Genomic DNA, 25,586 nt, shown 5'->3' on the forward strand with positions numbered 1-25,586 from the left:
ACGGTCAACCGGCTACCGGCCAAAGAATCGAAGACTATGCAATGATCGGGGACCTGCACACCGCAGCCCTCGTCAGCACTGCGGGCTCCATAGACTGGCTGTGCCTCCCGCGATTCGATTCGCCTGCGTGCTTCGCTGCGCTCCTGGATTCCCCTCAAGCCGGGCGCTGGCTCTTGGCGCCGGAATCGGGGGGCATTTGCACTCGCCGCCAGTACCGGGACGGAACCCTCATCCTGGAAACGGAATGGGAAACCAAAGAGGGACACGTCCGGGTTATCGACTTCATGCCGCCGCGCGACGCCGTCGCGGACATCGTGCGCGTCGTTGAAGGGATTCGCGGCACGGTCAAGATGCGTGGGGAACTGATCCTGAGGTTCGACTATGGACACGTGGTGCCCTGGGTGCGCCGTGACAGGCACGGCCTCCGGGCGGTTGCCGGCCCGGACTCCGTCTACCTCAAGACCCCGGCGCCGTTGGTGGGCAAGGACTTCACCACGGTCAGCGAGTTCACCGTGAACGCCGGTGACCACATCCCCTTTGTCCTGACCTGGGCGCCCAGTCACGAACGGCGGCCGCGCACGGTCGAGGCAGACATCGCGCTTGAGGACACCGCAGCATTCTGGACCGACTGGTCCAGGCGTTGCAGCGTCCGGGGGCCGTACCGGAAGGCCGTCCAGCGTTCCTTGATCACGCTGAAGGCCCTGACCTATGCGCCTACCGGGGGCATTGTTGCCGCCGCCACCACCTCGCTGCCCGAACAGATCGGCGGACCGCGGAACTGGGACTACCGCTATTGCTGGCTGCGTGATGCCACGTTGACCCTTCAAGCCTTCCTGGCCGCAGGCTACACCGAGGAGGCCAGTGCGTGGCGGGACTGGCTCCTGCGGGCGGTGGCCGGCGATCCCGCCGACCTCCAGATCATGTACAGCTTGCACGGTCACCGGCGATTGCCCGAGACGGAGCTGACGTGGCTTGCGGGGTATCAGGGTTCGAAGCCGGTGCGAATCGGGAATGCGGCAGCGGAGCAGCTTCAGCTGGACGTCTGGGGAGAGGTCCTGGACTGCCTGTCCCTGACAAGGGCATCGCTGATGACCGTCGGCGATGAGTCCTGGGCCATCCAGACCGCCTTGATGCGCCACCTTGAGAGCACCTGGGACAAACCCGACAACGGACTTTGGGAAGTACGCGGCCCGCGGCGCCACTTCGTCCACTCGAAAGTGATGGCGTGGGTAGCGGCTGACCGGATGGTCCGGGGAATCCGTGAATCCGGGATGCCCGGTCCGCTGGATCGCTGGGAGGCTTTGCGGGACACCATCCATGACGAAGTCATGACCCACGGATACGACGCGGAACGCAATACCTTCGTCCAGTCCTACGGGAGCAAGGAGTTGGACGCGAGCCTTCTCCTCATCCCCAAAGTGGGCTTCCTGCCACACGACGATCCGCGCGTGATCGGCACTATCGACGCCATCCAGCGTGAGCTGACGGAAGACGGTTTTGTGCTGCGCTACCGTCCGCAAGACAGCGACGACGGACTGCCGGGCACGGAGGGCGTCTTCCTTGCGTGTTCCTTCTGGATGGTGGACGCGCTCTTGGGGGCGGGGCGCCGCTCGGAGGCGACAGCCCTCTTCGAGAGGATCCTGGGCCTGCGCAATGATGTGGGCCTGCTGAGCGAAGAATGGGACGCACATGCGGGCCGCCAACTTGGCAATATGCCCCAGGCCTTCAGCCATTTCGGCTTGGTGCTCAGTGCCTTGCAACTTCACCACGGCAAGGCGCATCACAGCAATGTCCCGATCGGCGGGGCCCCGGCGTCGGGCTCTCCGTCGCCAGGGTCAGGTTCGCCGTCGGGGGCGTCCTCGACCGCTTGAGGGGCGGTTCTGGCCTGACGTTCCCGAGCGCTTGGGCCAGCGGAAGATCCGCCTCGCCAAGGCCAGCCCCGCTCCGAGGTTGAGCATTGGCAGGTAGGCCCGTGCCACCGCGGTCCCCACGGCGGGCAGGGAAGCGGCATCGGGGTAGAGCATGTAAAGCGGCTCGTACCGGGGCCGGAATTTTGCTTTGAACGCCAAGAGGGACCTGAACCCGTACACCGGTTCCAAAGTCGCCCCCAACCAGTCGAGCAGGCGGTCGAGGCTGCCGGGAGGCCGGGATCGCGGCTTTGGGCGCGGCACCTCCGATGGGTCCTCTTCGACACGCGCCAGCGGCGCCCCGGAAAGGCTCAGGAATTCGCATCCTTCGTCTTTGAGGCTGAGGGCCGCTGATGCGATGAGGAATTCGATGCTGGCACGGAATCCGCCGCTGCGGCGACGCATGAAATCGAGGGTCCAGCCAACGATGTGCCCGTTGCGGTAGACGGGCAACCAAGAGGTGACTGCGTGTACTGTGTGGCGCTTGTCGATGGCAAGCAGGCAGCGCACCTCGGGGTCGTCGAGTTCGTCAAGGCTGCCCAGTGTAAAGCCCATCTCGGGCATGTTCTTATCTGCTACCCATTCTTCGGAGATTTCCTCGATCTGGACCTGGACCGAGAAAGGGGCCGAGGCGTAACTCGTCCATTCGTAGCGGATGCCTGCCTTCGCGGCATTGTTCAACGCCGTGCGGATGTCCTGGAACTTCTTGCCCTTGAAGGAGACCGAATTCAGTGGCAGGACTGTTTCCTGGGCTACTTGTGCAGAGCTCCATCCGGAGGAATCCGCGTAGTCGCGCAACTCCTGGGGTACGGAGTAGAAACACGGCGTCCATCCGTTGCCCCTGCAATAGCGGGCAAATTCGTCGAAGACGGCGGTCCTCTCGGATTTGGGTCCCACCGGGCCGCCCAGCGTAAGCGCCACCCCCGTGCTGACCCGGTAGGCAACAAAGGACCGTCCGGAAGCGGAGAACCAGTACATGTTTCCCGGCCAAGTGGTCATCCAGGACAGTGAGCTTCCCTCCCACGCCTTGATGACCTTCCGGGCACGCTCAGTACTGGCGTCGTGCCGGGTGTGAGCCTGGTGGAGGAACGTCCTGAAAATGAGGACACCGGCGACCGCCCAAAAGACGACCCCCACGCCTTCGTACACGAGAACGGCGGCCGTGCCTTGGGGGAAGATCGCCGGCGGCACATCCAGGACGAAGCCCAGCGGAAGGAACCGGTCAGGGACATCGGCCAGTAGCTCCGGCAGTCCCGGAACAGGGGAGAAATCCTGCGCGAGGAAGAACCCGGCGCCGACATAGACGACACTGAGCACAGCCGCTATCGCAAGTACCCGGACCGCGAGGCGTCTGTAGGTCCCCTTCGGCGCCTGGACATGAAACAGCCGCCGGGTCGCGAGCAGGATGATGGTCAGCGCAAGGGGCAGAAGCAGCGGCAGAGCCAGGGTGAACGGCTGCGAGGAAGCCGATCCTTCGATAGCGACGATCCCCTCGCTCGCGCCGGTAGCCGAAGTCGTCGGCTGCAGGACTCCGGCGAGTGCAATTCCGGCCAGGACGGAAAGGCCCACCTGGATCAAAAGGGTCCCCACCCAGGCAAAGCGCCGTCCGCGGCGCAGGCCCTCCGCAAGCAGCAGAAGGAGGAAGGACGGAAGAATGGCCATGAAGATCCCGCCGGCACCGGCACGCAACTGCAGCTGTGCGACGGCACAGTCCTTCGCTTGTACCGGGTCCGAGCAGAGGGCCTGGAGCGTTTGGGGATCGACCGGCTGGATGTTGGTAAACAGGAAACGCAGGATGGACAACGGTCCTACGGCATGCGGGATGAGGCCGGCGACTACCGGACCGATCGCCGATACGGCAATGAGCAGCGAAAGCAGCACCCGGCCCTCGTGCCGGGAACTGACCGGGCGCGCAAACCGTGGCCGTCGGCCCATCAGCAGCGGCCCGAGAGCCGTACCCGCACCTGCGGCGCCGAGCCTGACCAGGTCCGCAAACCCTCCGCTGTACAGGGCGAGGAGGAGTAACAAGGCGAAGACGACGAGCCGGATACGGCGCCTCCACAGGGTTGCCATGGACGCAGTTCCCGCCATGGCGGTACCGATGATGAACGCACTGGGACCCACGAAGAGGTGGCCGCCTATCTCCGCAATCCAGCTACCGAGCAATCCTTGGGCCAGGGCAAGGAATCCAAGCGCAATGCCGACGCCCAGAATCTGGCTGGAGACAGCAGCGATTGCGTACGCGCGCCGGCCCATTCGCCGTTCCAAAGGCACGCCCAGCAGCAGCACCAGAGCAGTCTCCAGCACATAGCCAGTCAGGTCCCTTGCCCAGACGGCGGAAGTCATCACAGCCCACCAGTGATCAGGCACGGAGCGGGGCGTAAGTGCGAAATTGAGCCGCAGTTGCGCGTCCGGTCCGGTGGCGAGACTGGAGGTCAGCGCTCCCAATCCCCAGAAAAGGATGACAAAACCCAACGTGAGCTGCGCTGAGCGCAGTCGTCCCGTCCATGATCGCCGCGAACGGACATCGGGGACGGGGTGGGTTTCCGGCTCGGACGCCGGTGCGTGCACGGGGTTCCTATCTGCGCGTCGGAAAGATGGGGTGCGAAATGAAATTCTTCCACACCGGCCGTCCGACGAGGGTAATTCCCACGTCGCCGTGACCTTCCGCGTCCCGATCCAATAGACTCCGACGTAGGCAGGCTGCCGGATCGTCCCGTCACCCGTCTATGAGCAATGCAAAGTTGCCCAGACAACGCTTAAACGAGCAGAAAGCAAGCCCGGGACAGGTCGATGCACAAATCTCGCGTACTCCGCTCCGCCGCATCCGTGATCGCCGCCGGAGTGCTCTTGGCAGGCTGTTCACAGGCGCCCGCTGAACCGGGCGACCCATCCAGTGGCCGGCAGACGGTGGCACCCGTTGCACCCTCGGGGAGTCCGGCGGCTGCGGGCCAAGGTCCCAAGAAACCCGATTCCGGGCCGGATCCGGCAAAGCTTCCCGTGGGGTCCTTGTACAAGAACCCAAGCAACAACCGGAACGAAATCATCCTCGCGGACATCCGGCGCACGGCCGTCCTCATTGGAGACTCCCAGTCGGAGCCAATGGGCTCATGGCCGCGGGAGGCTTTGGGCTCGCTCGGTTACAAGGTGTACTCCGTGGCCCGGGGCGGTACGGGATACGTGGCCGCGACGAGCAAGAGCGGCAACTACATCGATGCGCTGCAACGGGGAGACTGGATCCTGCCTTATGGGTCGCCGCCGCTGATCGTTGTCGAAGGCGGAGGCAACGATGCCTCCCATAACGCCAGCGATGAGCAGATCACGGCCAATGCCAACAGGCTCCTCGCCGCGCTCAAAAAGAGGTACCCGCTGGCGAAGATCGTGATCATCGGAACTCTTGCCAGGGGTGCCAACGCGGGCGGGGGTCGCCGTACCCAGGTTGACGCGCTGCTGGGCAATATTGCAGCCAAGGCCGGGGCTCCCTTCTTCAGCGTCGGGGACTGGATCAGCAAATATCAGGTCGCCGGGGACCTGGTGGACGGCGTTCACCTGAATGCTGCCGGGCACGCCAAGCTCAGCGGTGTACTGGCGGCGGACATGGCCGCGGCGGGACTTCGCCTGCAGCCGGATCCGACCGCGCCAACGGAAGGCTGAGCCGATCGAAGGCTGAAGCTGGCAGAAGTTCGCGCGCCGGAGAACAATTGACTTATGGTCAGCTATTCAGCCCTTGAACAAGCGTCCAGCAAGAATCCGCATGACTGGGGCCGGGCGATGGCAACGGCGATGACGAAGCTCCTTGATGCGGCTCGCATTGACGGACGGCATTTTGAACACGAGTTCCTCTATGGTGAGGAACTGCGCATGAGGATCGACGAGAATAACGACGGAGCCACAGTCAAGCTCACGTGGACGCCCGCGGACCAAGAACAAGAATCCACGGATGCCTAGGCGGCGAATAGCGCAGGCCTATGGTGTTGTCGCGTCCACCACGCAGAAGCGGTTGCCGCCGATGGACAACATGGTTACTCCGCTTCGATGGGCCGATGGCCGTTGCTTCCGAGCAGGCTGCGGGTCAGGGCCTCACCGTCGGCCATGAGCTGTCCCACCGCGGTGCCGAGGTGCGAATCGCCGGGAGTGTCGCCCGCCAGCGCTGCCGCGACCACCGAGCGTCGGATCAGCTCCTTCGCGAACGACGCCGTGGTGCCGGCTGTCCGGTCTGCGGCGGCTTCGATCGACGATGGGGAGAACGCGAGTCCGTTCGAATACAGCCGCAAAAGTTCCACCCGCTCTTGCTTGGACGGAAGTGGGATTTCCACCGCCAGGTCCACTCGTCCTGGCCGCTGGGAGAGCGCCCGCTCCAAAAGGTCCACGCGGTTGGTGGTCAGCACGAACGCGACGTCGGCGTCGTTGTCCAACCCGTCCATGGCGTCCAGCACCTCGAAGAGCAACGGTTTGGGACCGTGGCCGAAGCTGCGGTCTTCGGCGATCAGATCGCAATCTTCCAGCACCACGATGGACGGCGCCAAGGCCCGGGCGATCTTGGCTGCCTCGGCAATCCTGGCGAGCGAACCGCCTGAGAGGAGCACCGCCGTCGTACCCTCGCTTCGGCTCAGCAGATACCGTACCGTGTGTGTCTTGCCGGTCCCCGGCGGTCCGTAGAGAAGGAGGCCGCGCTTGAGATGCTGTCCGTGCGTAGCCAAGATGTCCGCTTGCCGGGCAATGCCCAGAGTGTGGCCCTCCACTTTGTCGAGGAGGCCATCCGGAAGGACCACGTCGCTGCTGGCGAGTTCCGGGCGCCTGATGAAGGTCACCCCACTGATGCTCGGCCCATAATCGCTGACTGCGAGGGCAATGATCTGGCCTTTGAAAACACTTTGGTGCTCCATGTCGCGCCGCACCTCGCCCAGGAGCTCCGAAGCGACGGCGGGGTGGGTGGCCAGGACTTCGAGCGAGGCATTTTGCCGGCCTCGATCCGCCTTGGCACCGCGCTGGAGGACCGCTACGGGTGATCCGGCGTAGCTGAACAGCCAGAGCCCCAGTGCAACGGCCTGGCGCTGTTTGTCCGGACCGGTGGCGAGGTTGGTGTAGTCGGCCTGGGCGAGGGGAAGTTGCGGGTAGCCACTGGATTGCTGCAACATGTCGCTGAAGGACATGTGGTGGCGCTGATCGCCGCCGCCGATTCCTACCAGTCGCCAGTCCGGGTCGCGGCCAGCCAGCCCTTCCATCACGATGTCCACATCCACCAAGCGGTGCGGCGGAATCTCCTCCGCCACGACGGATAGTTCATGTGCGGGTACGCCGAGGTGCCCGGTCAACGCCTGTGGAAGCTGCTCGCGGTTATCGGCATGGTCCAATCCGGACTGGGCCAGCCGAGTCAGTGTTGCGAAGTCTTCGATGAATTTCCCCAATTTTTCATCCATGCACAGACCCTAGCAGGAGGGGCTCCGATTCAGCAGAGCCCGTTCATGGTCGCGATGGCCACCTGCCGGAGCTGCTCGAACTCCGGCTGGCCGCTGCCGTCCGTCGATTCAATGTGTTTGTCCGTGTCGGAGGGATACGCGAAGCTCATGGCTATCTGGCGGCTCCCGTCGCTCGTGGACAACGCGATGCTCGCAAACCAGGTGCTGCCGCCGTAGCCGTAGTAGAAGCCGTTCGTGCATTCGTCATTCCAACGCTGCAGCCCGAGGCCGTGGTTCTCCTGCCATAGGGTTTGCATGTCGCGGAGGGTATTCGCCGTGAGCAGCCGGCCCTGCATGAGCGCTGCATAGAACGTGTTGATATCGCCCACCGTGGAGATGACTCCCTCGGCGGGGGAACCGACCAGGTACTCCGGCTGCGAGGCATTGATGCGCTCGCCGTCGATGAATTCATAACTCTGGATCATGTCGCGCGCATCCCGTTCCGGCTCGGCAGACAGCGAGGTGTGGCTCATTCCGAGCGGCACGAAGATCTCTGAATTCAGGACGTCCCCGATCGGCTGTCCGCGGAGTTTTTGTACGATGGCTGCCAAGGCGAAGTAGTTGGCATCCGAGAAGCGGAACAGCTGGAAGTTGGCGTGTGCCCACGGCACGGTTCCGGCCATCCGGAGATAGTCCTGGATGCTGAACCTGGTGTCGATGGCCTGTTTGGGCGGCATGGCCTTCAAGATGGCTTCCGGTGCGTCGGGCAGGCCGGAGCTGTGGTTCAACAAGGAGCGGATCGTAACGGGACCGGGCGGGTGGACGAGCTGCTCGAATTCCGGGAAGTACTCCGTGACGGGATCCTCCAGGCCCAGCTTTCCTTCCTGGACAAGCTTGAGCACCGAGACTGCCACCATCGACTGCGTGATGCCGCCGGCCTGGATCCGGTCCGTCACGGCTACTGGTTCGCCGGTCTCGACGTCCTGGCTGCCGTAGGCCTGGGACCATTCCCGGCCCCGGACTTTGATCTGGACGACCACGGCCGGTGCGCCCCGGTTGAGCATCTCATGCGCGAAGAAATCCGCAACAGGGGATTCAGGATGTGCAGTTTGCGCATCGGACGTCGGGGTACCCGCCAGGGGTTCACTTGTCAGGGGGTAGGTGCAAGCGCCGGACGCCAAGGTCAAAGCCAGGACGACGGCCACCCGGAATCCCGCCCGGGATATGCGGGAAGTATGAGAGGCCCGCGCAGCCTCCATGGCTGCCTCCTGAAGCTACGCTGCAGGACAACGGCTGGGCGCCGTTGCCCCCGTAGTTTCGATCGTCCTCTTCGGAAGCGAGGGGGTCAACGTTGAGACCGCGGGTGCGGCCCAAACCCAACTGACTCGCAGTAGTTGTCGTTATGAGCGCTCATAACGACATTAACTGCGAGTCAGTTGGGGTAGCCGGGAGGGAGACCCTAGGTCAGTTTGATCTGCCGGTTCATGTCCTTGTACAGCAAGTAACGGAACTGGCCCGGGCCGCCGGCGTAGCAGGCCTGCGGGCAGAAGGCGCGGAGCCACATGAAGTCGCCGGCTTCCACTTCCACCCAGTCATTGTTGAGCAGGTACATGGCTTTGCCCTCAAGCACGTAGAGGCCGTGCTCCATGACGTGGGTCTCCGGGAACGGGATGACCCCGCCCGGCTGGAACGTCACAATGTTCACCTGCATGTCGTGGGCCAGGTCGCTGGAATCCGTGAAACGGGTGGTCTTCCAGGCGCCGTTGGTGTCCGGCATCGCGGTGGGTTCCACCTCGGCATCACTCGTGACGAAGGACTTTGCCTCGTAACCCTCAAGCCGTTCGTAGGCCTTGCGGATCCATTGGAAGGAGACGATGTCGTCGGAGACGTTTTCCAGGCCCCACGATGCACCGGCGGCCAGGTAGGCATAACCGCCCTCCTCGAGCTCGTGCAGTTCGCCGTCGAGAGTCAGGTTGACCTTGCCCTTGGTGACGAAGATGACGCCTTCGACGCCTGCCTCGAACTCGGCCTTGGGAGCCCCGCCTCCCGGGCCGATCTCAACGATCAACTGGGAGAACGTGGTGGCGAATCCGGAAATCGGGCGGGCCAGGATCCAGGAACGGGTGTTGGAGAAACCCGGCAGGGTGCTGGTCACGATGTCGGTCATGACGCCCTTGGGGATCACGGTGTAGGCCTCCGTGACAATGGCCCGTTCCGTGGTGAGGTGGGTCTGCGGCGGCAGCCCGCCCTGGGGGTAGTAGTACTTTCCCATCATTGGATCCTTACTTGGAGGTGGATTGTGCCAGCCGGGGATGCGCCAGTGCAGTCAGCCGGGAGAGTTCGACGCCGGCAAGCGCCAGCACTTCTTCGGAACCCACCGCTCCGCACTGGACGCCGCGCAGGACGAAGGCCGCGAGGGCGCGGGCAGTGGCGGGTTCGTCCATGACGCCGCCTTCGGTGCGGTCCACGTAGTTGCGGAGGCGCGCCGCGGCAGCAGGCAGGCCGTCACGGTAGAAGGCGTACGTTGCCGCGAACCGGCTGGGCAACTGGGCAGCGTGCAGGTCCCAGCCCTGGTAGTAGCCGCGTTCAAGGGAACGGCGGACCAGCCGGCCGTGCAGCTTCCACGCATTTTCCACGTTGTCGCCCACCGGGACGATGTTGGTGGAGCCATCGGAGAGCCGGATGCCCGTGCCCGCAACGGCCAACTGCATGACTTCCTTCGCGAAATCCGCCACCGGGTGCTCCATGGACTGGTACTCCGCGGAGATCTGCAGCGAAGCGGAGTAGTCGTAGGTGCCGTAGTGCAATGCGCTGATCCGGCCCGGGACTGCGTGCGGGAGCCGGGCCACGGGGGAAGTTCCCTCCGGGCCGAGGATCAGCTGGGGCGTTTCCACTTGGACCTCGAAACGGAGCCGGCCCGCCGGAAGCGAGTGGATCTCTTCGAGCCTCGAGACCGCGAAGTCCATGGCCTGTACCTGGGCCACCGTCGTGACTTTCGGCAGGGTCAGGATGAGGCCCTCGGGCAGCTCCCCGGCCGAGGCCAACGTGGAGACGAACAGGTCCAGGGTCTTCAGGCCACGTGCCCGGGTGGGCGCCTCGAAGCACTTGAACCGGATGCCGATGAACGGCGGGGCGGAACCCGCGGCAACGGCTTCGCTGACGGCCTGCGCGGCCGCTACGGCGGCGACGTCTTCTGCTTCGTCGCCCCGGTCGCCGTAGCCGTCCTCGAAGTCGAGGCGCAAGTCCTCGATCGGTTCGCTGCGCAGTTTGGCAGCCACGCGGGTGGCGACGGCGGCAGCCAGTTCGGGCTCCTGGCCCAGCAACGAACCGAGCCTTTCGAGACCGCCGTGGGCCTCCGCCGTCGTGCTCGCCTGGGCGCCCCATTCCGCGGAGAGCGACGGCGTGAAACGGTCCGCCGGGACGTACACCGTGTGCACGGGCTGGCGGGTGCCGTCGTCACCGGGGTAGTTGCGCTCCAGGAGCTGGTCGGTGGCCGCCAGCTGGGAATCGATGGCGGCGAAATCCGACGGAGTCAGGGAAGACGGGAAAGAGGATGCGGCCATTCCTACACCAGCTCGTAGGCGGGAGTGGTCAGGAAGTCCGTGTAATCCTCGGACAGACAGATGTCCGCGATGAGGCGGCTCGCCGGCTCGTAGAACTTCTCGAAGGACTCGGCGTCAACCTCGCTGCGCAGGCGCTCGGTCTCTTCGCCGAGGATCTTGGTCACCAGTTCACGGGTGACGGTGTTGCCCGTGTCCGCCAGGACGGACTTGTTGCGGATCTGCTGCCACACCTGTGAACGGGAGATTTCCGCCGTCGCGGCGTCTTCCATGAGGTTGTGGATCGCGACGGCGCCGCTGCCGGAGAGCCATACGGCAGTGTACGCGACGGCGACGTAGAGGTTCAGGCGAAGCCCGGACTCGGTCACCTGGCCACCGGCGGAGGAAATGTCCAACAGCTGATCGGCGGTCACGGAGACCTCCGGACGCTGCTTGTCCAGCTGGTTCGGCTTGTCGCCCAGGACCGAGTCGAACACTTCGCGGCATGTGGAGACGAGGTCCGGGTGGGCCACCCAGGAACCATCGAAACCGTCGTTGGCCTCGCGCGTCTTGTCCGCGCGCACCTTCTCGAAGGCCTGCGCTGTGACTTCGGGCTCGCGGCGGTTCGGGATGACGGCAGCCATGCCGCCCATGGCGAATGCGCCGCGCTTGTGGCAGGTCTTGACCAGCAGCTCGGTGTAGGCGCGCATGAATGGAGCAGTCATGACCACCGACGCGCGGTCCGGCAGGATGAAGGACTCGCCGGCGTCGCGGAAGTACTTGACGATGCTGAAGAGGTAGTCCCAACGGCCGGCGTTCAGGCCGGAAGCGTGGTCCCGCAGTTCGTAGAGGAACTCGTCCATTTCGAATGCGGCCGGGATGGTTTCGATCAGCATGGTGGCACGCACGCTGCCCTGCGGGATCCCGAGGTAGTCCTGGGCGAAGACGAAGATGTCGTTCCACAGGCGGGCCTCAAGGTGGCTTTCCATCTTGGGCAGGTAGTAGTACGGGCCGTGGCCATTGAGCAGGAGCTGCTTGGCCACGTGGAAGAAGTGCAGGCCGAAGTCCACCAGCGCGCCCACTGTGGGTTCGCCGTCGAGCAGCAAGTGCCGTTCGTCCATGTGCCAGCCGCGGGGGCGGGCGACGACGACGGCGAGCGGCGCGTCCGTGCGGAGCCGGTATTCCTTGCCCTCGGGGGAGGTGTAGCTCAGGGTGCCCTGGGCGGCGTCGCGGAGGTTGAGGATGGCGTCGATGACGTTCGCCCACGTCGGGGTGCTGGCATCCTCGAGGTCCGCGAGCCATACCTTGGCGCCGGAGTTCAAGGCATTGATGGCCATCTTGGCCGGGGAAGCCGGGCCGGTCATCTCGACCCGGCGGTCCTGCAACGCCTGCGGTGCTTCGGCAACTTTCCAGTCGCCGACGCGGATGTGCTGCGTTTCGGGCAGGAAATCCAAGCGTCCGGTGCGGGCCACTTCTTCACGCTTGGCGACGCGCGCCGCCAGCAGCTCGGTGCGGGTGCCCGCGAAACGGCGGTGCAGTTCCTCCACGAAGGCCAACGCCTTGGGAGTCAGGATCTCCTCGGCTCGTTCGATCGGCCGGGGGTCTGTGACTGTGAGAGCCATGGGATGGTCCTTTCCTAGAGAGCGCTAGCGGACTGCGTTTGCTGCTGCCGCGCGTTTGCGGCGTTTGCTGCGTTTGCAACGGCTGCGGCGACGTCGGCGGCAACGTGGGGGTCGAAGACGCTGGGGATAATGTAGCTCGCATTCAGTTCATCATCTGCAACCCGGTTGGCGATAGCCTCCGCGGCGGCCACGAGCATTTCCGGGATGATGTCCGATGCTCCGGCGTCGAGCAATCCGCGGAAGAAGCCCGGGAAGGCAAGCACGTTGTTGATCTGGTTGGGGAAGTCGCTCCGGCCGGTGGCGACCACGGCTGCGTGCTTGGACGCAATCACCGGGTCGATTTCCGGGGTGGGGTTGGCCATGGCGAACACGATCGCGTCCTCGGCCATCGAAGCGACCTGCTCTTCGCCGATTACGTGAGGAGCGCTGACGCCGATGAACACGTCCGCACCGTCGAGGGCTTCGTGCAGCGTGCCCGAGAAGCCGGCCTCGTTGGTGTTCGCGGCAATCCAGGAGCGGTGCTCGTCGTCGTACTTTTCGCCCGAGTGGATGGCGCCGGAGCGGCCGGCCGCGACGATGTGCTGGGCGCCCTGGGCCTTGAGGAGCTGGATGATCGCCGAGCCCGCGGCGCCCACGCCGGAGACCACGATCTTGACCTCGGACAGCTTCTTGTCCACGACACGCAGCGCGTTGACGAGCGCCGCGAGCGTGACGATCGCCGTTCCGTGCTGGTCGTCATGGAAGACGGGGATGTCCAGCTCGTCGCGGAGCCGCTTCTCGATTTCGAAGCAGCGCGGGGCTGCGATGTCTTCAAGGTTGATGCCGCCGTAGACCGGAGCCATGGCCTTGGCGATCATGATGATTTCCTCGGTGTCCTGGGTGTCCAGGCAGACTGGCCAGGCGTCGACGTTAGCGAACTGCTTGAACAGCGCGGCCTTGCCTTCCATGACAGGCAGGGCTGCGGCCGGGCCGATGTTGCCCAGGCCAAGGACGGCCGAACCGTCAGTGAGGACGGCGATCGTGTTGCGCTTGACTGTCAGGTTGCGGGCGGCGGCGGGGTCCTCGGCGATGGCGAGGCAGACGCGTGCGACGCCGGGAGTGTAGGCGCGCGAAAGGTCGTCGCGGTTGCGCAGGGCCACCTTCGGTACGACCTCGAGCTTGCCGCCCAGGTGCATGAGGAACGTGCGGTCCGACACGTGCTGGACCGTGACGCCGTCGAGCGCGTTGAGGGCGTCCTTGACGCGGTTGGCGTGGTCTTCGTCCGTGGTGTTGCAGGTGACGTCGACAACCAGGGTGTCGTGGTGCGACTCGGTCACATCCAGTGCGGTGACGGCCGCACCGGCGGCGGCGGCTGCTGCGGCCAGCTCGCTCGTGGCTGTGAAGCTCGACGGCGCGGCGACGCGCAGGGTGATCGAATTTCCGGGGCTCGGGTTCGCCATTGAATTTCCTCCTCGTACAGGCCCGTAGTGGGCCTCCGCTCAAACCGAATGTTTTCGTATTATGGATATTATTATCTACAAAGTGGAAACACAAGCCCTAGTTGGTGGGCAAGCAATCCGGCGTCGCGTGCTGTATCTTGAGTGTTCTAAGCAATTCTTTTCACGATGCGGATAAGAGTTGTCGGATTCCGAGCCATAGGAGACAACGGAATGGCTGAAAAGCCCTCGGGAGGCGTGCAGTCCGTCGAGCGCGTCTTCGAACTGCTGGAACTCATCACCGACGCCGGCGGAGACGTCACGTTGAGCGAACTGTCGTCGTCGACAGACCTGCCGCTCCCCACCATCCACCGCCTGCTGCGCACCTTGGTGTCCCTCGGCTACATCCGGCAACTGCCCAATCGTCGCTACGCGCTGGGCCCCCGGCTCATCCGGCTTGGCGAAGGCGCCAACAAGCAACTCGGTGCTTTGGCCCGTCCCCAGCTGAAGTCCCTCGTGGACCGGCTTGGCGAAACGTCCAACATGGCTGTCCTGGATTCGGACATGGTCATCTACGTTGCCCAGGTGCCGTCGCTGCACTCCATGCGCATGTTCACCGAGGTGGGCCGCCGCGCCCATACCCACGACACCGGCGTCGGGAAGGCCATCCTGGCCCAGTTGGATGACGAGGTGGTCCGCGGGATCGTGGCCCGCACGGGCATGCCGACTCCCACGGCAAAGAGCATCGGGGACATCGAGTCCCTCCTCGCCGATTTGAACCGGATCCGGGAACGCGGCTACTCCATCGACGAGGAAGAGCAGGAGATCGGCGTCCGTTGCTTCGCGATGGCCGTACCCAACGCTCCGACGCCGACCGCTATTTCCGTTTCCGGACCGGTGTCCCGCGTGGACCAGCACTTCGCCGACCGCGCCGTACCCTTGCTGCGCGAGGCTGCCCTCGCGATCTCGGCCGAGCTGAACCAGAACTAGCGCCCGCTTTCTCGCGCGAACTGGCAGCTGTTGCCCCTTTTCCTGCGGTTTAGGGGCAACAACTGCCAGCTCGGCGGGAGGATAGTCCCTTAGACGAGGGCGCCGTCGTTCGCTTCGACGCCGTTCGGCTCCAGGTTGATCATGGGCGAGCGCTTTTCGAAGTACCAGAAGGTCAGCAGGCCCAGGGCGCAACCGAGGAACCAGCTGTAGTTGCCGATCCAGGTTGCGTTGACCGTGGTGGCTCCTGAGTCCAGGAGCGCCTTGGGGATCAGTACAGAAGCGATGGAGACGACGCCGCTGATGGCCACTGCTTTCACCGCGTTGGGGTTGTAGCCGTTGCGGAACCAGTATTTGCCGTTGGGCTTCATCGTGTACATGTCCTCAACCCACACCTTCTGCTTGCCCACCAGGTAGTAGCCGGCGATCAGGATGCCGAAGAGCGGGCCGATCAGCGCACCCAGTACGCCAAGCGTGTAGTGGATGGCGTCGTCGTTCGAGTACCAGTTCCAGGGGGTCAGGATGACGGATCCGCCCGCGGCGATCATGCCGCCCATGCGCCAGCTGATCTTCTGGGGGCTCACGTTGGAGAAGTCGAACGCCGGCGAGATGAAGTTGGCCACGATGTTGATGCCCACGGTTGCGATGACAAAGGTCAGTCCGCCGAGCAGCACGGCGAACACCGAATCGATTTCCTGGACGGTCTTGACCGGGTCCGTGATGAGGTGCCCGAACACCGGGATGGTAGCCGACGCCGTGATGACGGTCAGCAGCGAGAAGAATAGGAAGTTGACCGGCAGGCCCAGGAGATTACCCTTCTTGACGGCCTTGAAGCTCTTGCCGTAGCGCGCGAAGTCGCCGAAGTTGAGCATGGGACCCGAGAAGTAGGACACTACCAAGGCGATTGCGGAGATCATGACCGGGATGGACGCAGCGAAGTCGAGTGGTTGGCCGGCGGACAGGTTCAGGCTGATGTTGCTGATGCCGGCCTTGGAAACCAAGTAGATGGCCAGGACCAACATGACCACGTACACGGCTGGACCGGCGAAGTCGATGAACTTGCGGATGCTTTCCATTCCGTTCCAGAACAATGCGGCCTGGGCCACCCAGAGGATTCCGTAGCAAATCCAACCCAGGGCAGAGAGGCCGAGGAAGCCGTATTGATGCACGTCGTACAACGGTTTCATGGCGGGGAAGAACTTCAGGAACACGATCACCAAGGCTTCGGAGGCCAGGAAGGTTTGAACTCCGTACCAGGCGACGGCGATCAGGCCGCGGATGATAGCTGGAATGTTGGCGCCCTTGACGCCGAAGACCGCGCGGTTGATCACCGGGTACGGTACGCCGGTCTTTTGGCTGGGCTTCGCCACGAGGTTGCAGAAAACCTGGACGATAACGATGCCCACCAGCAGGGCGACCAACACTTGCCAGCTGGCCAGGCCGAGGGCGAAGAGGCTGCCCGCCGTCACATAGCCGCCGATGCTGTGGACGTCTGACATCCAGAAGGCGAACAGGTTGTAGCTGCTCCAGCGCTGGTTCTTCAGGGGCGCCAGGTCTTCGTTGCTGAGCCGCGGATCGCGGTGTACTGCGGCTTCGTCAATCGGGCTGCCCAGCAGGGTGCCGGTTTTCTCTGTGCCGGTTTTCTCTGGGGCGAGTTGTGCTTCGGCCATCGGTTCCTCGAATCAGGGTTATCCACGACAGGGGCAGTCGTTTCACTGATTCAATTGAATGGAACAGATGTTTCAACGCCGTTTCCGGGCCGCTAACTCTTCTTTACGCTTGCTCGACGCCGGGTTCGGGCCGCGGCCGCCTACCGCCGCTCGATCTCCCCCAGAGAGTCGTAGACGCCGGTTATTTCCCTGACACGGTCCCTTCCCGGGCGCCCCCGGGCGGTCAGCACGCCGTTCGCGAGGACGCTCATGAGGCTCATGGCTGAGGCATAGCTGTCAAAGGCGGCGCTGCCCTCCACAGGGCACTCGATCCAAACGGAGGCCTCCGCCGCAAGCCAACGGGCGCTCGGGTCCGCGATCAGGATGGTGCTCGCGCCTGTGGCGGTGGCGGCCTTCAGGACCTGGTGGAAGCCGTCCGGCCGGCGCCGGAAGCCGATCAGGACCACGACGTCGTTCGCGTCCAGCCCTGCCAGTTCCTCGCCCACGCTTTGGCCCGGCTGTGGGGCGAGGCTTACCGAGGGACGGCACTGCAGGAGCTGCTGCCGTAGGTGAAGGGCTACAGGGAAACTGTTGCGGAAGCCGATCAGCAAGACCTTGCCGGCCTCGGCCAATTGCTGCGTCACCCTGTGGAGGCGATCGTCGTCGAGCGTTTCGAAAAGCCGGTTCAGGCTCTGCTGTTCCGTTGCCAAATGCAGGGGGATTCCGCCGTCGGCCTCCTGTTTGGCGAGCGGCACTCCGCTGGATCTCATGTTCCGGGTGTGTTCCTTCACCTCATTGAAATCGGCGAATCCGAGGCGGCGAAAGAGCCTGCTCATGGTGGCTTTGGAGACCCCGCTGAGCTGTGCGAGCTCGGCCGCGTTGTAGACAGCCAAGTCGCCGAGGCGGTCCAGCAGGGTGTCTGCGGCCTTTTGCTCCTGCGGCCCAAGTTCCGAATAGTGTTGTTCGATCCGCTCATCGATCCTCATGAAACAACCGTCTCACGCGGACGTGGCAAAAACGTATGCAACGCGAACTGGCAGGTGCTGCCCGTTCCTTTGCGGGAAGGGCAACACCTGCCAGTTCGGCGGAGCAAAGGGGTCAGTGCTCGGCCGAAGTGTCCGACTTGAGCGGCACTTCCTTGCCCTCGGCGTCGATCAGTTTGCCGTTCTCGAAACGGTCGCCGTGCGCGAGGCATTTGACGTCCGCCTCGGTCACCACGCGGCCCGTACCTGCCACGAACACCGATTGGTTGTCCGAGTTGCCGGCTTTGAAGTGGTTGAACAGGACATTCAGGACGATCGCCATGAGGGCGGCTGAGCTGATGCCCGAGTGGAAGATCGTGGAGAACCAGGACGGGAACTGGTCGTAGAACTTCGGGGCGGCGATCGGGATCATGCCGAAGCCGATGGACGCAGCCACGATGATCAGGTTCATGTTGTTGCGGTACTCCACTTTGGAGAGAGTCCGGATACCGCTCGCGGCTACCGTTCCAAAGAGTACGACGCCGGCACCGCCCAGGACGGGCGTCGGAACCGCTGCGACAACCCGGCCGAGGATGGGCAGCACGCCGAGGACCACCAGGATGAGCCCGCCGGCGCTTACCACGAAGCGGCTCTTGATGCCCGTGATGGCCACGAGTCCGACGTTCTGGGCGAAGGCGCTCTGGGTGAAGGAGTTGAAGAGGGGCGAAACGGCACTTGAGAGCATATCGGCGCGCAGGCCGTTGCCGATGCGCTTGGAATCGACCTTGGTGCCTACGATTTCCCCGACGGCGATGATGTCCGCCGAGGTCTCGGTCAGGGTGACCAGGATGACGATCAACATCGAAACGATGGACGCGATCTCGAAGGTTGGAGCACCGAACGCGAACGGCGTGGGGAAGGCTACCACCGGACCTTGGCCGACCTTGGAGAAATCGGCCATTCCCGTGGCGAGGGCGATGACGGTTCCGATCACCATGGCAAGGAGGATGGAAAGACGGGAGATGGCCGCGTTTCCAACCTTGCTGAGGAGCAGGACGATGCCCATCGTGGCCGCAGCGAGTCCGATGTTCGCCACGCTGCCGTAGGTGGGGGCGGCGGCGTTGCCGCCCATCGCCCAGTTCGCCGCGACCGGCATGAGGGTCAGCCCGATGGTGGTGATGACGGTACCCGTGACGACGGGTGGGAAGAATTTGATGATCTTGGAGAAAAGCGGTGTGATCACCAGGCCGATGAGGGACGCCACGATGACCGAGCCGAACACCGCTTGGATCCCGCCGCCGCCGTGGACGATCGCCACCATGGTGGAAACGCCGGCGAAGGACACGCCCTGGACCAGCGGCAGCTGCGATCCGAAGAACGGGATGCCGACAGTCTGCAGAATGGTGGCGAGGCCTCCGACAAACAGGCAGGCAGCGATCAGGAGGCCGATGTCCTGCGAGGACATGCCTGCGGCGGCTCCGATGATGAGCGGCGGGGCGATGATGCCGCCGTACATGGTCAAGACGTGCTGGAAGCCGTAGGCGAACGTGCTCCCGATCGAGAGGCGCTTGTCCTCGGGGCGGGCTGGCCCGGAAGTTGTGGGGCGGGTTTTATTCTTCGTGTTCATGGCAGACTTTCTTGGTTCATGGCAGACGTCTTTGTCTGGCTAACTTTGTCTGGCTAACAATGTGGTTTTTGGGTGCGGGTGAGTGCCCAACTGGCTCGCATTTGATGTCGTTTTGGGGCTCCAAAACGACACTTGCTGCGAGTCAGTTGGGCGGATACCCGGGGTCAGCAGAAGCCGGCGATGCCGTTCCACGCAGCCGGGGCAGGTGTGGTGTTCTCGCGCTGGACCGTGGCTTCGATCAAGCCGTACGGGCGGTCGGCGGCGTAGAAGACCTCGTTGGGGTTGTCGAGGCCGAACGGGCTGAGGTCCACCAGGAAGTGGTGCTTATTGGGCATCGAGAACTTGATCTCGTCCACTTCGCTGTGGGCCTCCAGGACCTTCTTGCCCATGTCGAACAGGGTTTGCTGCAGGGCGTGGGAGTAGTTCTCCGTGAAGCCTTCCAAAAGCAGGGCCTTGATGTCCTCGTAGCTCTTGTTGAAGTCGGTGCCGGCAGCGTCCAGACCGGTGTTGTAGCGCCAGCGGGCCGAGACATCGGTAGCGAGGATGCGGTCCGTGGTCTCGGGCAGCGTGGTGTACCGGTCGCGGGGGTAGCCCACGAAGCCGGATTGCGTGGTCTTGAGGACGGTCAGGTCCTTGAGGCCGGAGATGACGTGCGTTGTGTTGCCTTCACGGACCACGACGGCGGTGCGGACTTCCTGCCCCTTGCGGACAAAGCTGTGGTCGTGTTCGGAGCCGTGTGCCTGGATGCGGTCCCAAGTGTAGGCCTCGGCTTCCCAGCGGCCACCCGTGACCCACTCGAAGCCCGAGGTGAAGTGTTCGCTCAGGCGCAGGAGGAAGGCTTCGGGCGAGCCGATGCCGTCACGGGCGAAGGCGTAGATGGTGTTCTTCTGGGTATCCGTGGCGACGACGTGCGCGTTGTCGCCCTGGAGGTGCGCAGCCTGGAAGTCGCCACGCAATTGCGAGGTGACATTCAGGTCTTCGATCTGGTGGCGGTCGGTATCGCGGGTGACTTTGACGACGCGGACTTCTGCCTTGCCGTACTGGTTGTCGCCGAGGACGATGTTGTTGCTCATGGTCATATCCCAACTTCTACGAGGTGGAACCACTAAGGTCCACCAATGAAATTAAGCGCGTGTTTCATACGCGTTTCTGGTGGAGCCGACCCAACAAAAAAGAGCCGGCATCCATTGATGCCAGCTCATTACGACCCTGCCTGCTGCTCCCAGGTTACGTGACCTGCGCCACGAATTGAAGAAAGCCTAGCCCACGTTTGCCAGTGGTGTACATCACTTCCGGCGAATCGTTACCTACTTTTTGATTGTGACCGACGGCGGCTGGCGGCCGGGGCGTGGTCCGATGGGCACCCCTTGACGAGGCTCGAGGATCCCACCTACCATTTCCATATAACAAAAATTGTTTTCCAGTATGTGGAAAATGACATCGCCACGGAGAACTTGAGCGCATGAAATAGGAGGACAGATGGACTCGCAGGATAAGAACAACGTCGTGGAATTCCCGGCGCCCGGCCAGGAACTGTACCTGCCCTTCGGCGCTACGGATCCTGACTTCTACATTCCGGCCGACTGTGACCGCATGCCCGGGACTTTCTCCCGTTGGCTGCGCGCCCTTCCGGTATTCGGCCGGCAGGGTTCCTCTTAGGCGAATACGTGGGTGTGGCCCGGGTGCTGCGTTCCAGAACGCAGCACCCGGGCCACACCCACGATCTCGGTCAACGTGGAGCGAGGAGAACCCTACGCCGGCAGGGCCTTGGCGATAGTCGAAACGATCATGCTCACTTTGACGGCTACGAGGATGAAACTCACAGCAAACAGGCCAATCAGTGCCCAAACCGGTGCGAGTCCGCGCTGTGGGGCGACCTTGTGGACGATCACGGAGCGGCCCACCACGTAGACTCCTGCGCCCAGGAAGGCCCATGCCCAGTGGAAGGGGCGGACCACCCCGTCCCTTTGCAGCTTTTGCCAGTCGAGGTAGGACAAGAGAACGCTGACGCCGTAGATGAGCCAACCTGTGGCGACGAGTAGGAAGTATGGAACGCTGAAAGAGCTGGGATCGAGGACCGGCACACGCCTGGCGCCCGCGTACCGCACGTGGAAGACCGGATTCCAGAGCAGCAGGATAATCAGCGTGATGACCGGCAGCAGCGTGACGAGCCAGATGAACGGATTGTAGACCGGCGTCTGCCTGCTGATTTCCGGGCGCGGCGCGGGCTGGACAGGCGCCCCGTATTGCCCAGGCGCACCGTATTGCCCAGGTCCCACGTATTGCCCTGGCCGCGCGGCCGCGGGCCACGCTGTGCCGGCCTGACCTGGGACGGCCTGACCTGGGCCGGCCTGACCTGGACCGGCCTGACCTGGGCCGGCCTGACCTGCGCCGGGCTGACCGGGTGGGTTCCAGGCGTTTTCAGTCCAGGCGTTACCGTCCCACCAGCGTAGTTGCCCGGAGCCCGAGGGATCCGGGTACCAACCTGGAGGAGTCGGCGTATTGTGCTGGGGGACGGTCATGATTTGCCTCCTGATCTGCGACCTAATCGAGAGGCTACCCCTAACCGCTGATGATTTTCTGTGCGGCGGCTGAGTGTTTGGCAATAAGTTCCGGGATGTCCAGATCGGGAATCTGGCCGTCCACAACGCGCCATTTGCCACCTACCATGACGCGGTCGGCGCGGTCCGCCGCGCAGAGCAACAATGCCGCGACGGGATCGTGGCTGCCGGAGAAGCGCAGCCCCTCGGGCTTGAACAGGGCAAGGTCTGCCTGCATGCCGGGAGCGATCTGGCCGATGTCGGTGCGGCCCAACACCGCAGCGGATCCCCGCGTCGCCCAGCCGAGGGCGCGTTCGACGGGGACGTCCGCTCCGTAGCGCAGCCGTTGCAGATACAGCGCCTGCCGCGCTTCGAGGATCATGTTGGAGGCATCGTTCGACGCCGAACCGTCCACTCCCAGCCCTACCGGAACCCCGGCCGCCTCGAGCTCCAGAACCCGTGCGGTGCCGGACGCGAGCCGCATGTTCGACGTCGGGCAGTGCGCGACGGCGGTGCCCGCGGCACCCAGCCGGGCGATCTCCTCGTCGTCGAAATGGATGCCGTGGCCAAGCCAGGTGCGCTTTCCGAGCCAGCCGACGCTGTCCAGATAGTCCACGGTGCGCAACCCGAACATCTCACGGCAGAAATCTTCCTCGTCGATGGTTTCCGCGAGGTGCGTGTGCAGCCGGACATCCAACCGTTCGGCCATGGCGGCGCTCTCGGCCATGATCTCCCTGGTCACCGAGAACGGCGAGCAGGGGGCCAGCCCGATCTGGATGACCGCGCCGTCTCCCCGTTCGTGGTACTTCCCGATCAGCCTTTCGCTGTCCGCGAGGATCACCTCCGGGCGCTGCACAGTGGAGCGCGGCGGCAGGCCGCCGTCGTCCTCGCCCAGTGTCATGGACCCGCGGGTGAGCGTGGCGCGCATGCCGAGTTCACGCACGACGCCGACCTCGACGTCGATCGCGTCCTCAAGTCCCGCGGGGAAGAGGTAGTGGTGGTCGGCCGCCGTGGTGCAACCGGAAAGCAGGAGTTCCGCAAGGGCTACTTTCACGGCAAGTTCGAGGCTGTCCGGCGTCAGCCGCGCCCACACGGGATACAGGTTCCGCAACCACGGGAAGAGCGGAGCGTTCGCCACCGGGCCCCAGGCACGGGTGAGCGTTTGGTAGAAGTGGTGGTGCGTGTTGATGAGGCCTGGCAGCAGGACATGGCTGCCGGCGTCGAAAGTTTCACGGCACGGCGCGGAAGGGTGTTTTCCGGCGGGGACGAGCTCCGCGATTTTCCCATCGCTGACCACGATGCCGCCCCGGGCGTCGAGCCCGTTGGCGGTGAACACATCGAGGGGATTCTTGATCCAGAGCCGGGATGAGGCTGGATCCGTTGCCGGGGCTGCCGGCTGGAAATCAGGTTTAGGGGACACTGGAATCCTTGTCTGGTCGGCGTAGTTGCGTTCCAGCTCAGTGGTTCCTGTCTGCTGATCCAGGTTCCGGCAGGTCGTCCCTGCCGATGGCACTCAGCGTAGGTGGCTCGCCGAAGTGCGTCAATGTGACCGACGCCCGGACCCGGTTCCCGCCCGGTTCTACCCCGTTGCTTGGTCGAATTTCACATGTCGAAACTTTTTTTCCAGAAACTATGGCGCGGCTCACATCTCTGGTGCTAATCTCAATTTGCCAAAGGCGGGCACCCGGACTCCGGGAAGCTATCTACCAGGCGAAACCTTCAAAAGCACATGCTGAAGCCTGGTAATCGCAGCACTGGTCTGTCATGTTCAGATGCCTCCCTGGTTACAGGCTTCCTCAGCACTAAGGAAGTCGCACATGAGTACCACCGTCACGGCCGAACATTTCTTGGCCACATCCATTGAGCTGGCAACAGCCAATGTCCTCAACAGCGGCGGGCCGTTCGGCGCCGTCATTGTCACCGCGGATGGCCGCGCCTTCGAAGGCGTCAACCGGGTCACCGCAAGCAACGACCCCACGGCGCATGCCGAGGTCACCGCGATCCGCAACGCCTGCCGCGAGCTCGGCACCTTCGATCTCAGCGGAGCCACCCTCTACACGAGCTGCGAGCCATGCCCCATGTGCCTCGCCTCGGCGCTCTGGGCCCGCATCGGCAACGTGGTCTTCGCAGCCGATCGGCACGACGCCGCTTCCGTCGGCTTCGACGACGCCGTCTTCTACGAATACTTCGAAAACGAGGACCGGAACACGCTGATGCCGGTCACCAAGCTGGAACTGGGCGACCCCCAAGCACCGGCCATCCTGGAACCGTTCAACACCTGGAACACGCTTGACTCCAGGATTGACTACTAGGGCCGGTGGCTGAAAATGACAATCCTGGACCCCGCAGAAATGCGAACGGCAACTGAAAAGCAGGCTGCGCTTTCCGGCGCAGGGCAGACAGAGGCACGCGAAAAGCACACGGCAACCGGACTGGCACAGCGGGGCAACAGCCCCAGGCCCCCGGCGTCGAACTCCTTCCTGGATCGTTTCTTCCAGATCACCAAGCGTGGCTCCACGCTGGCCCGCGAATTCCGCGGCGGCATCGTCACGTTCTTCACGATGGCGTACATCGTTATCCTCAACCCCCTGATCCTGGGCGGATTCTCAGCCCAGAACGCACCCACGGACGTGGCTGGCGGATGGTTGTCCGCAGCGCAAGTGGGGGCAGTCACCGGCCTGACCGCCGGCGTCATGACGGTCCTCTTCGGCCTCATAGCGAACCTTCCGTTCGGGCTCGCCGCAGGCTTGGGAATCAACTCGTTCCTCGCAGTCGCCGTCATCCATGAAGTCACCTGGCCGGAAGCCATGGGCCTTGTGGTCATCAACGGCATCCTGATTGTCCTGTTCGGCGTCACGGGCGCCCGGACCGCGATCTTCAAAGCCGTCCCCAAGGAACTCAAGGCCGCCATCACCGTTGGCATCGGCCTGTTCATCGCCTTCATCGGCTTCGTCGATTCCGGCTTCGTCCGCGCCACGAAAGGCGGACCGCCGGTACAGCTCGGCAACGATGGTTCCATCACCTCCATACCTACCCTCGTTTTCATTGTCGGTCTGCTGGTCATGGGAATCCTCGTGGCCCGTAAGATCCAGGGCGGCCTCCTGATCGGAATCGTCGCCACCACGGTCCTCGCCGCCGTCGTCGAGGACGTCATGCACATCGGGCCTGGCAGCGCCGCCAATCCCGGTGGCTGGCACCTCAACACCCCGGTACTGTCCGGCCAGCTGGTTTCCGCCCCGGACTTCAGCCTGGTGGGCCACTTCGACCTCTTCGGTTCGTTCTCGCGGATCGGCGGCTTGGCGGCCACGATGCTGGTGTTCACCCTGGTGTTCACCAACTTCTTCGACGCCATGGGCACCATGACCGGCCTCGCCAAGAGCGCCGGCGTCGCCTACAAGGACGGGACGTTCCCCAAGCTCAAATCGGCCTTCATCGTCGAAGGCCTGGGCGCGGTAGCCGGCGGCGCGACGTCGGGCTCGTCCAACACCGTGTACATCGACTCCGCTGCCGGGATTGGCGAAGGCGCCCGCACCGGCCTGGCGTCGGTGGTCACCGGCCTGCTGTTCCTGGGTTCGATGTTCCTGACCCCGCTCACCAGCGTGGTTCCGCTCGAGGTCGCTGCCGCGGCCCTGGTTGTGGTCGGCGCCATGATGATGGCACAGATCCGCGAGATCAAGTTCTCCAAGTTCTCCGTGGCCCTGCCTGCCTTCCTCACTATCGTCACGATGCCGCTGACATACTCCATCGCCAACGGCATCGGGGTCGGATTCATCTCCTGGGCCGTGATCCACGCGGCATCGGGGAAGGGCAGGAAAGTCCATCCGCTCATGTGGGTGGTGACCCTGGGCTTCTTGATCTACTTCGCCCGCGGGCCGATCAGCGCCCTCTTGGGATCGTGACCGAGGGTAGTCGGCCAGGAGCGTAGCCGGCCATTGAGAC

The 25,586-nt window shown here is 63.9% G+C and carries 20 protein-coding genes and 1 pseudogene; 7 read left to right on the forward strand and 14 right to left on the reverse strand.

What is annotated here, in order from left to right; genetic code table 11:
* Positions 1–41: 41 nt before the first annotated feature.
* Positions 42–1,871, forward strand: a complete 1,830-nt coding sequence (locus AB0323_RS16345; protein ID WP_366178277.1) for a glycoside hydrolase family 15 protein — start codon at positions 42–44, stop codon at positions 1,869–1,871.
* On the opposite strand, the gene AB0323_RS16350 is transcribed toward AB0323_RS16345, so the two are convergent.
* On the reverse strand, positions 1,836–4,478 hold the full coding sequence (locus tag AB0323_RS16350; RefSeq protein WP_366178252.1) for a phosphatidylglycerol lysyltransferase domain-containing protein: 2,643 nt from the start codon (positions 4,476–4,478) through the stop codon (positions 1,836–1,838). The two genes, AB0323_RS16345 and AB0323_RS16350, sit on opposite strands and share 36 nt — an antisense overlap.
* A 222-nt stretch (positions 4,479–4,700) precedes the next feature.
* On the opposite strand from AB0323_RS16350, the gene AB0323_RS16355 reads away from it, so the two are divergent.
* Positions 4,701–5,561, forward strand: coding sequence for an SGNH/GDSL hydrolase family protein (locus AB0323_RS16355; RefSeq protein WP_366178253.1), 861 nt, complete (start codon positions 4,701–4,703; stop codon positions 5,559–5,561).
* 54 nt (positions 5,562–5,615) lie between these two features.
* On the forward strand, positions 5,616–5,855 hold the full coding sequence (locus tag AB0323_RS16360; protein WP_364539505.1) for a hypothetical protein: 240 nt from the start codon (positions 5,616–5,618) through the stop codon (positions 5,853–5,855).
* A 74-nt stretch (positions 5,856–5,929) separates the two neighbouring features.
* Here the strand turns inward: AB0323_RS16360 and AB0323_RS16365 are convergent, their stop codons facing one another.
* From AB0323_RS16365 to AB0323_RS16390, 6 genes are all read right to left on the reverse strand, one after another.
* A complete protein-coding gene (locus AB0323_RS16365) occupies positions 5,930–7,327 on the reverse strand; it encodes an ATP-binding protein (protein WP_366178254.1) in 1,398 nt (465 codons plus the stop codon).
* Positions 7,328–7,356: 29 nt separating this feature from the next.
* The gene (locus AB0323_RS16370) at positions 7,357–8,565 is read right to left on the reverse strand and encodes a serine hydrolase domain-containing protein (protein ID WP_366178255.1); all 1,209 of its coding nucleotides are present in this window, start codon (positions 8,563–8,565) and stop codon (positions 7,357–7,359) included.
* 200 nt (positions 8,566–8,765) lie between these two features.
* Positions 8,766–9,578 carry a bifunctional allantoicase/(S)-ureidoglycine aminohydrolase gene (locus AB0323_RS16375; protein ID WP_364539497.1) on the reverse strand — a complete coding sequence of 271 codons (813 nt, stop codon included), beginning with the start codon at positions 9,576–9,578 and terminating at the stop codon, positions 8,766–8,768.
* 10 nt (positions 9,579–9,588) lie between these two features.
* Positions 9,589–10,869 carry an aldolase gene (locus AB0323_RS16380; protein WP_366178256.1) on the reverse strand — a complete coding sequence of 427 codons (1,281 nt, stop codon included), beginning with the start codon at positions 10,867–10,869 and terminating at the stop codon, positions 9,589–9,591.
* A 2-nt stretch (positions 10,870–10,871) separates the two neighbouring features.
* The gene (aceB, locus tag AB0323_RS16385) at positions 10,872–12,467 is read right to left on the reverse strand and encodes a malate synthase A (protein ID WP_366178257.1); all 1,596 of its coding nucleotides are present in this window, start codon (positions 12,465–12,467) and stop codon (positions 10,872–10,874) included.
* 14 nt (positions 12,468–12,481) lie between these two features.
* Positions 12,482–13,906, reverse strand: a complete 1,425-nt coding sequence (locus AB0323_RS16390) for an NAD-dependent malic enzyme (protein WP_366178258.1) — start codon at positions 13,904–13,906, stop codon at positions 12,482–12,484.
* A 210-nt stretch (positions 13,907–14,116) separates the two neighbouring features.
* On the opposite strand from AB0323_RS16390, the gene AB0323_RS16395 reads away from it, so the two are divergent.
* On the forward strand, positions 14,117–14,872 hold the full coding sequence (locus AB0323_RS16395) for an IclR family transcriptional regulator (RefSeq protein WP_184741615.1): 756 nt from the start codon (positions 14,117–14,119) through the stop codon (positions 14,870–14,872).
* Positions 14,873–14,961: 89 nt separating this feature from the next.
* Here the strand turns inward: AB0323_RS16395 and AB0323_RS16400 are convergent, their stop codons facing one another.
* From AB0323_RS16400 to pucL, 4 genes are all read right to left on the reverse strand, one after another.
* A complete protein-coding gene (locus AB0323_RS16400; protein WP_366178259.1) occupies positions 14,962–16,539 on the reverse strand; it encodes an NCS1 family nucleobase:cation symporter-1 in 1,578 nt (525 codons plus the stop codon).
* Between the two features lie 140 nt (positions 16,540–16,679).
* On the reverse strand, positions 16,680–17,504 hold the full coding sequence (locus AB0323_RS16405) for a MurR/RpiR family transcriptional regulator (protein ID WP_366178260.1): 825 nt from the start codon (positions 17,502–17,504) through the stop codon (positions 16,680–16,682).
* Between the two features lie 112 nt (positions 17,505–17,616).
* Positions 17,617–19,107 (reverse strand): nucleobase:cation symporter-2 family protein, encoded by a 1,491-nt coding sequence (locus tag AB0323_RS16410; RefSeq protein WP_366178261.1) that lies wholly within the window; start codon positions 19,105–19,107, stop codon positions 17,617–17,619.
* 164 nt (positions 19,108–19,271) lie between these two features.
* Positions 19,272–20,186: a factor-independent urate hydroxylase gene (pucL, locus tag AB0323_RS16415; RefSeq protein ID WP_366178262.1), complete on the reverse strand. Its 915-nt coding sequence runs from the start codon at positions 20,184–20,186 to the stop codon at positions 19,272–19,274.
* A 400-nt stretch (positions 20,187–20,586) separates the two neighbouring features.
* On the opposite strand from pucL, the gene AB0323_RS16420 reads away from it, so the two are divergent.
* Positions 20,587–20,766: a hypothetical protein gene (locus AB0323_RS16420; RefSeq protein WP_366178263.1), complete on the forward strand. Its 180-nt coding sequence runs from the start codon at positions 20,587–20,589 to the stop codon at positions 20,764–20,766.
* Between the two features lie 92 nt (positions 20,767–20,858).
* Here AB0323_RS16420 and AB0323_RS16425 read toward each other — a convergent pair whose 3' ends face one another.
* The 3 genes and pseudogenes from AB0323_RS16425 to AB0323_RS16435 all read right to left on the reverse strand — a co-directional run bounded on the left by AB0323_RS16425 (position 20,859) and on the right by AB0323_RS16435 (position 23,067).
* Positions 20,859–21,386, reverse strand: coding sequence for a hypothetical protein (locus AB0323_RS16425; protein ID WP_366178278.1), 528 nt, complete (start codon positions 21,384–21,386; stop codon positions 20,859–20,861).
* Between the two features lie 126 nt (positions 21,387–21,512).
* A pseudogene (locus AB0323_RS16430) lies at positions 21,513–21,629 on the reverse strand (DUF2510 domain-containing protein); the annotation flags it as partial.
* A 40-nt stretch (positions 21,630–21,669) separates the two neighbouring features.
* Positions 21,670–23,067 carry an 8-oxoguanine deaminase gene (locus tag AB0323_RS16435; RefSeq protein ID WP_366178264.1) on the reverse strand — a complete coding sequence of 466 codons (1,398 nt, stop codon included), beginning with the start codon at positions 23,065–23,067 and terminating at the stop codon, positions 21,670–21,672.
* 397 nt (positions 23,068–23,464) lie between these two features.
* Between AB0323_RS16435 and AB0323_RS16440 the strand changes: the two genes are divergently transcribed.
* Both AB0323_RS16440 and AB0323_RS16445 read left to right on the forward strand, forming a co-directional pair.
* The gene (locus AB0323_RS16440; RefSeq protein ID WP_366178265.1) at positions 23,465–23,959 is read left to right on the forward strand and encodes a nucleoside deaminase; all 495 of its coding nucleotides are present in this window, start codon (positions 23,465–23,467) and stop codon (positions 23,957–23,959) included.
* A gap of 15 nt (positions 23,960–23,974) precedes the next feature.
* The gene (locus AB0323_RS16445; protein ID WP_366178266.1) at positions 23,975–25,546 is read left to right on the forward strand and encodes an NCS2 family permease; all 1,572 of its coding nucleotides are present in this window, start codon (positions 23,975–23,977) and stop codon (positions 25,544–25,546) included.
* The last annotated feature ends 40 nt before the right edge of the window (positions 25,547–25,586 follow it).

It is taken from the genome of Arthrobacter sp. NPDC080031 (assembly GCF_040702485.1).
GTDB lineage: Bacteria > Actinomycetota > Actinomycetes > Actinomycetales > Micrococcaceae > Arthrobacter.

Coding starts and splice junctions, on each gene's coding strand:
- pucL (WP_366178262.1), bottom strand. CDS start 20,186: ATGACCATGAGCAACAACATCGTCCTCGGCGACAACCAGTACGGCAAG.
- AB0323_RS16445 (WP_366178266.1), top strand. CDS start 23,975: ATGACAATCCTGGACCCCGCAGAAATGCGAACGGCAACTGAAAAGCAG.
- AB0323_RS16440 (WP_366178265.1), top strand. CDS start 23,465: ATGAGTACCACCGTCACGGCCGAACATTTCTTGGCCACATCCATTGAG.
- AB0323_RS16360 (WP_364539505.1), top strand. CDS start 5,616: ATGGTCAGCTATTCAGCCCTTGAACAAGCGTCCAGCAAGAATCCGCAT.
- AB0323_RS16375 (WP_364539497.1), bottom strand. CDS start 9,578: ATGGGAAAGTACTACTACCCCCAGGGCGGGCTGCCGCCGCAGACCCAC.
- AB0323_RS16370 (WP_366178255.1), bottom strand. CDS start 8,565: ATGGAGGCTGCGCGGGCCTCTCATACTTCCCGCATATCCCGGGCGGGA.
- AB0323_RS16420 (WP_366178263.1), top strand. CDS start 20,587: ATGGACTCGCAGGATAAGAACAACGTCGTGGAATTCCCGGCGCCCGGC.
- AB0323_RS16355 (WP_366178253.1), top strand. CDS start 4,701: ATGCACAAATCTCGCGTACTCCGCTCCGCCGCATCCGTGATCGCCGCC.
- AB0323_RS16390 (WP_366178258.1), bottom strand. CDS start 13,906: ATGGCGAACCCGAGCCCCGGAAATTCGATCACCCTGCGCGTCGCCGCG.
- AB0323_RS16395 (WP_184741615.1), top strand. CDS start 14,117: ATGGCTGAAAAGCCCTCGGGAGGCGTGCAGTCCGTCGAGCGCGTCTTC.
- AB0323_RS16410 (WP_366178261.1), bottom strand. CDS start 19,107: ATGAACACGAAGAATAAAACCCGCCCCACAACTTCCGGGCCAGCCCGC.
- AB0323_RS16365 (WP_366178254.1), bottom strand. CDS start 7,327: ATGGATGAAAAATTGGGGAAATTCATCGAAGACTTCGCAACACTGACT.
- AB0323_RS16345 (WP_366178277.1), top strand. CDS start 42: ATGATCGGGGACCTGCACACCGCAGCCCTCGTCAGCACTGCGGGCTCC.
- aceB (WP_366178257.1), bottom strand. CDS start 12,467: ATGGCTCTCACAGTCACAGACCCCCGGCCGATCGAACGAGCCGAGGAG.
- AB0323_RS16405 (WP_366178260.1), bottom strand. CDS start 17,504: ATGAGGATCGATGAGCGGATCGAACAACACTATTCGGAACTTGGGCCG.
- AB0323_RS16400 (WP_366178259.1), bottom strand. CDS start 16,539: ATGGCCGAAGCACAACTCGCCCCAGAGAAAACCGGCACAGAGAAAACC.
- AB0323_RS16380 (WP_366178256.1), bottom strand. CDS start 10,869: ATGGCCGCATCCTCTTTCCCGTCTTCCCTGACTCCGTCGGATTTCGCC.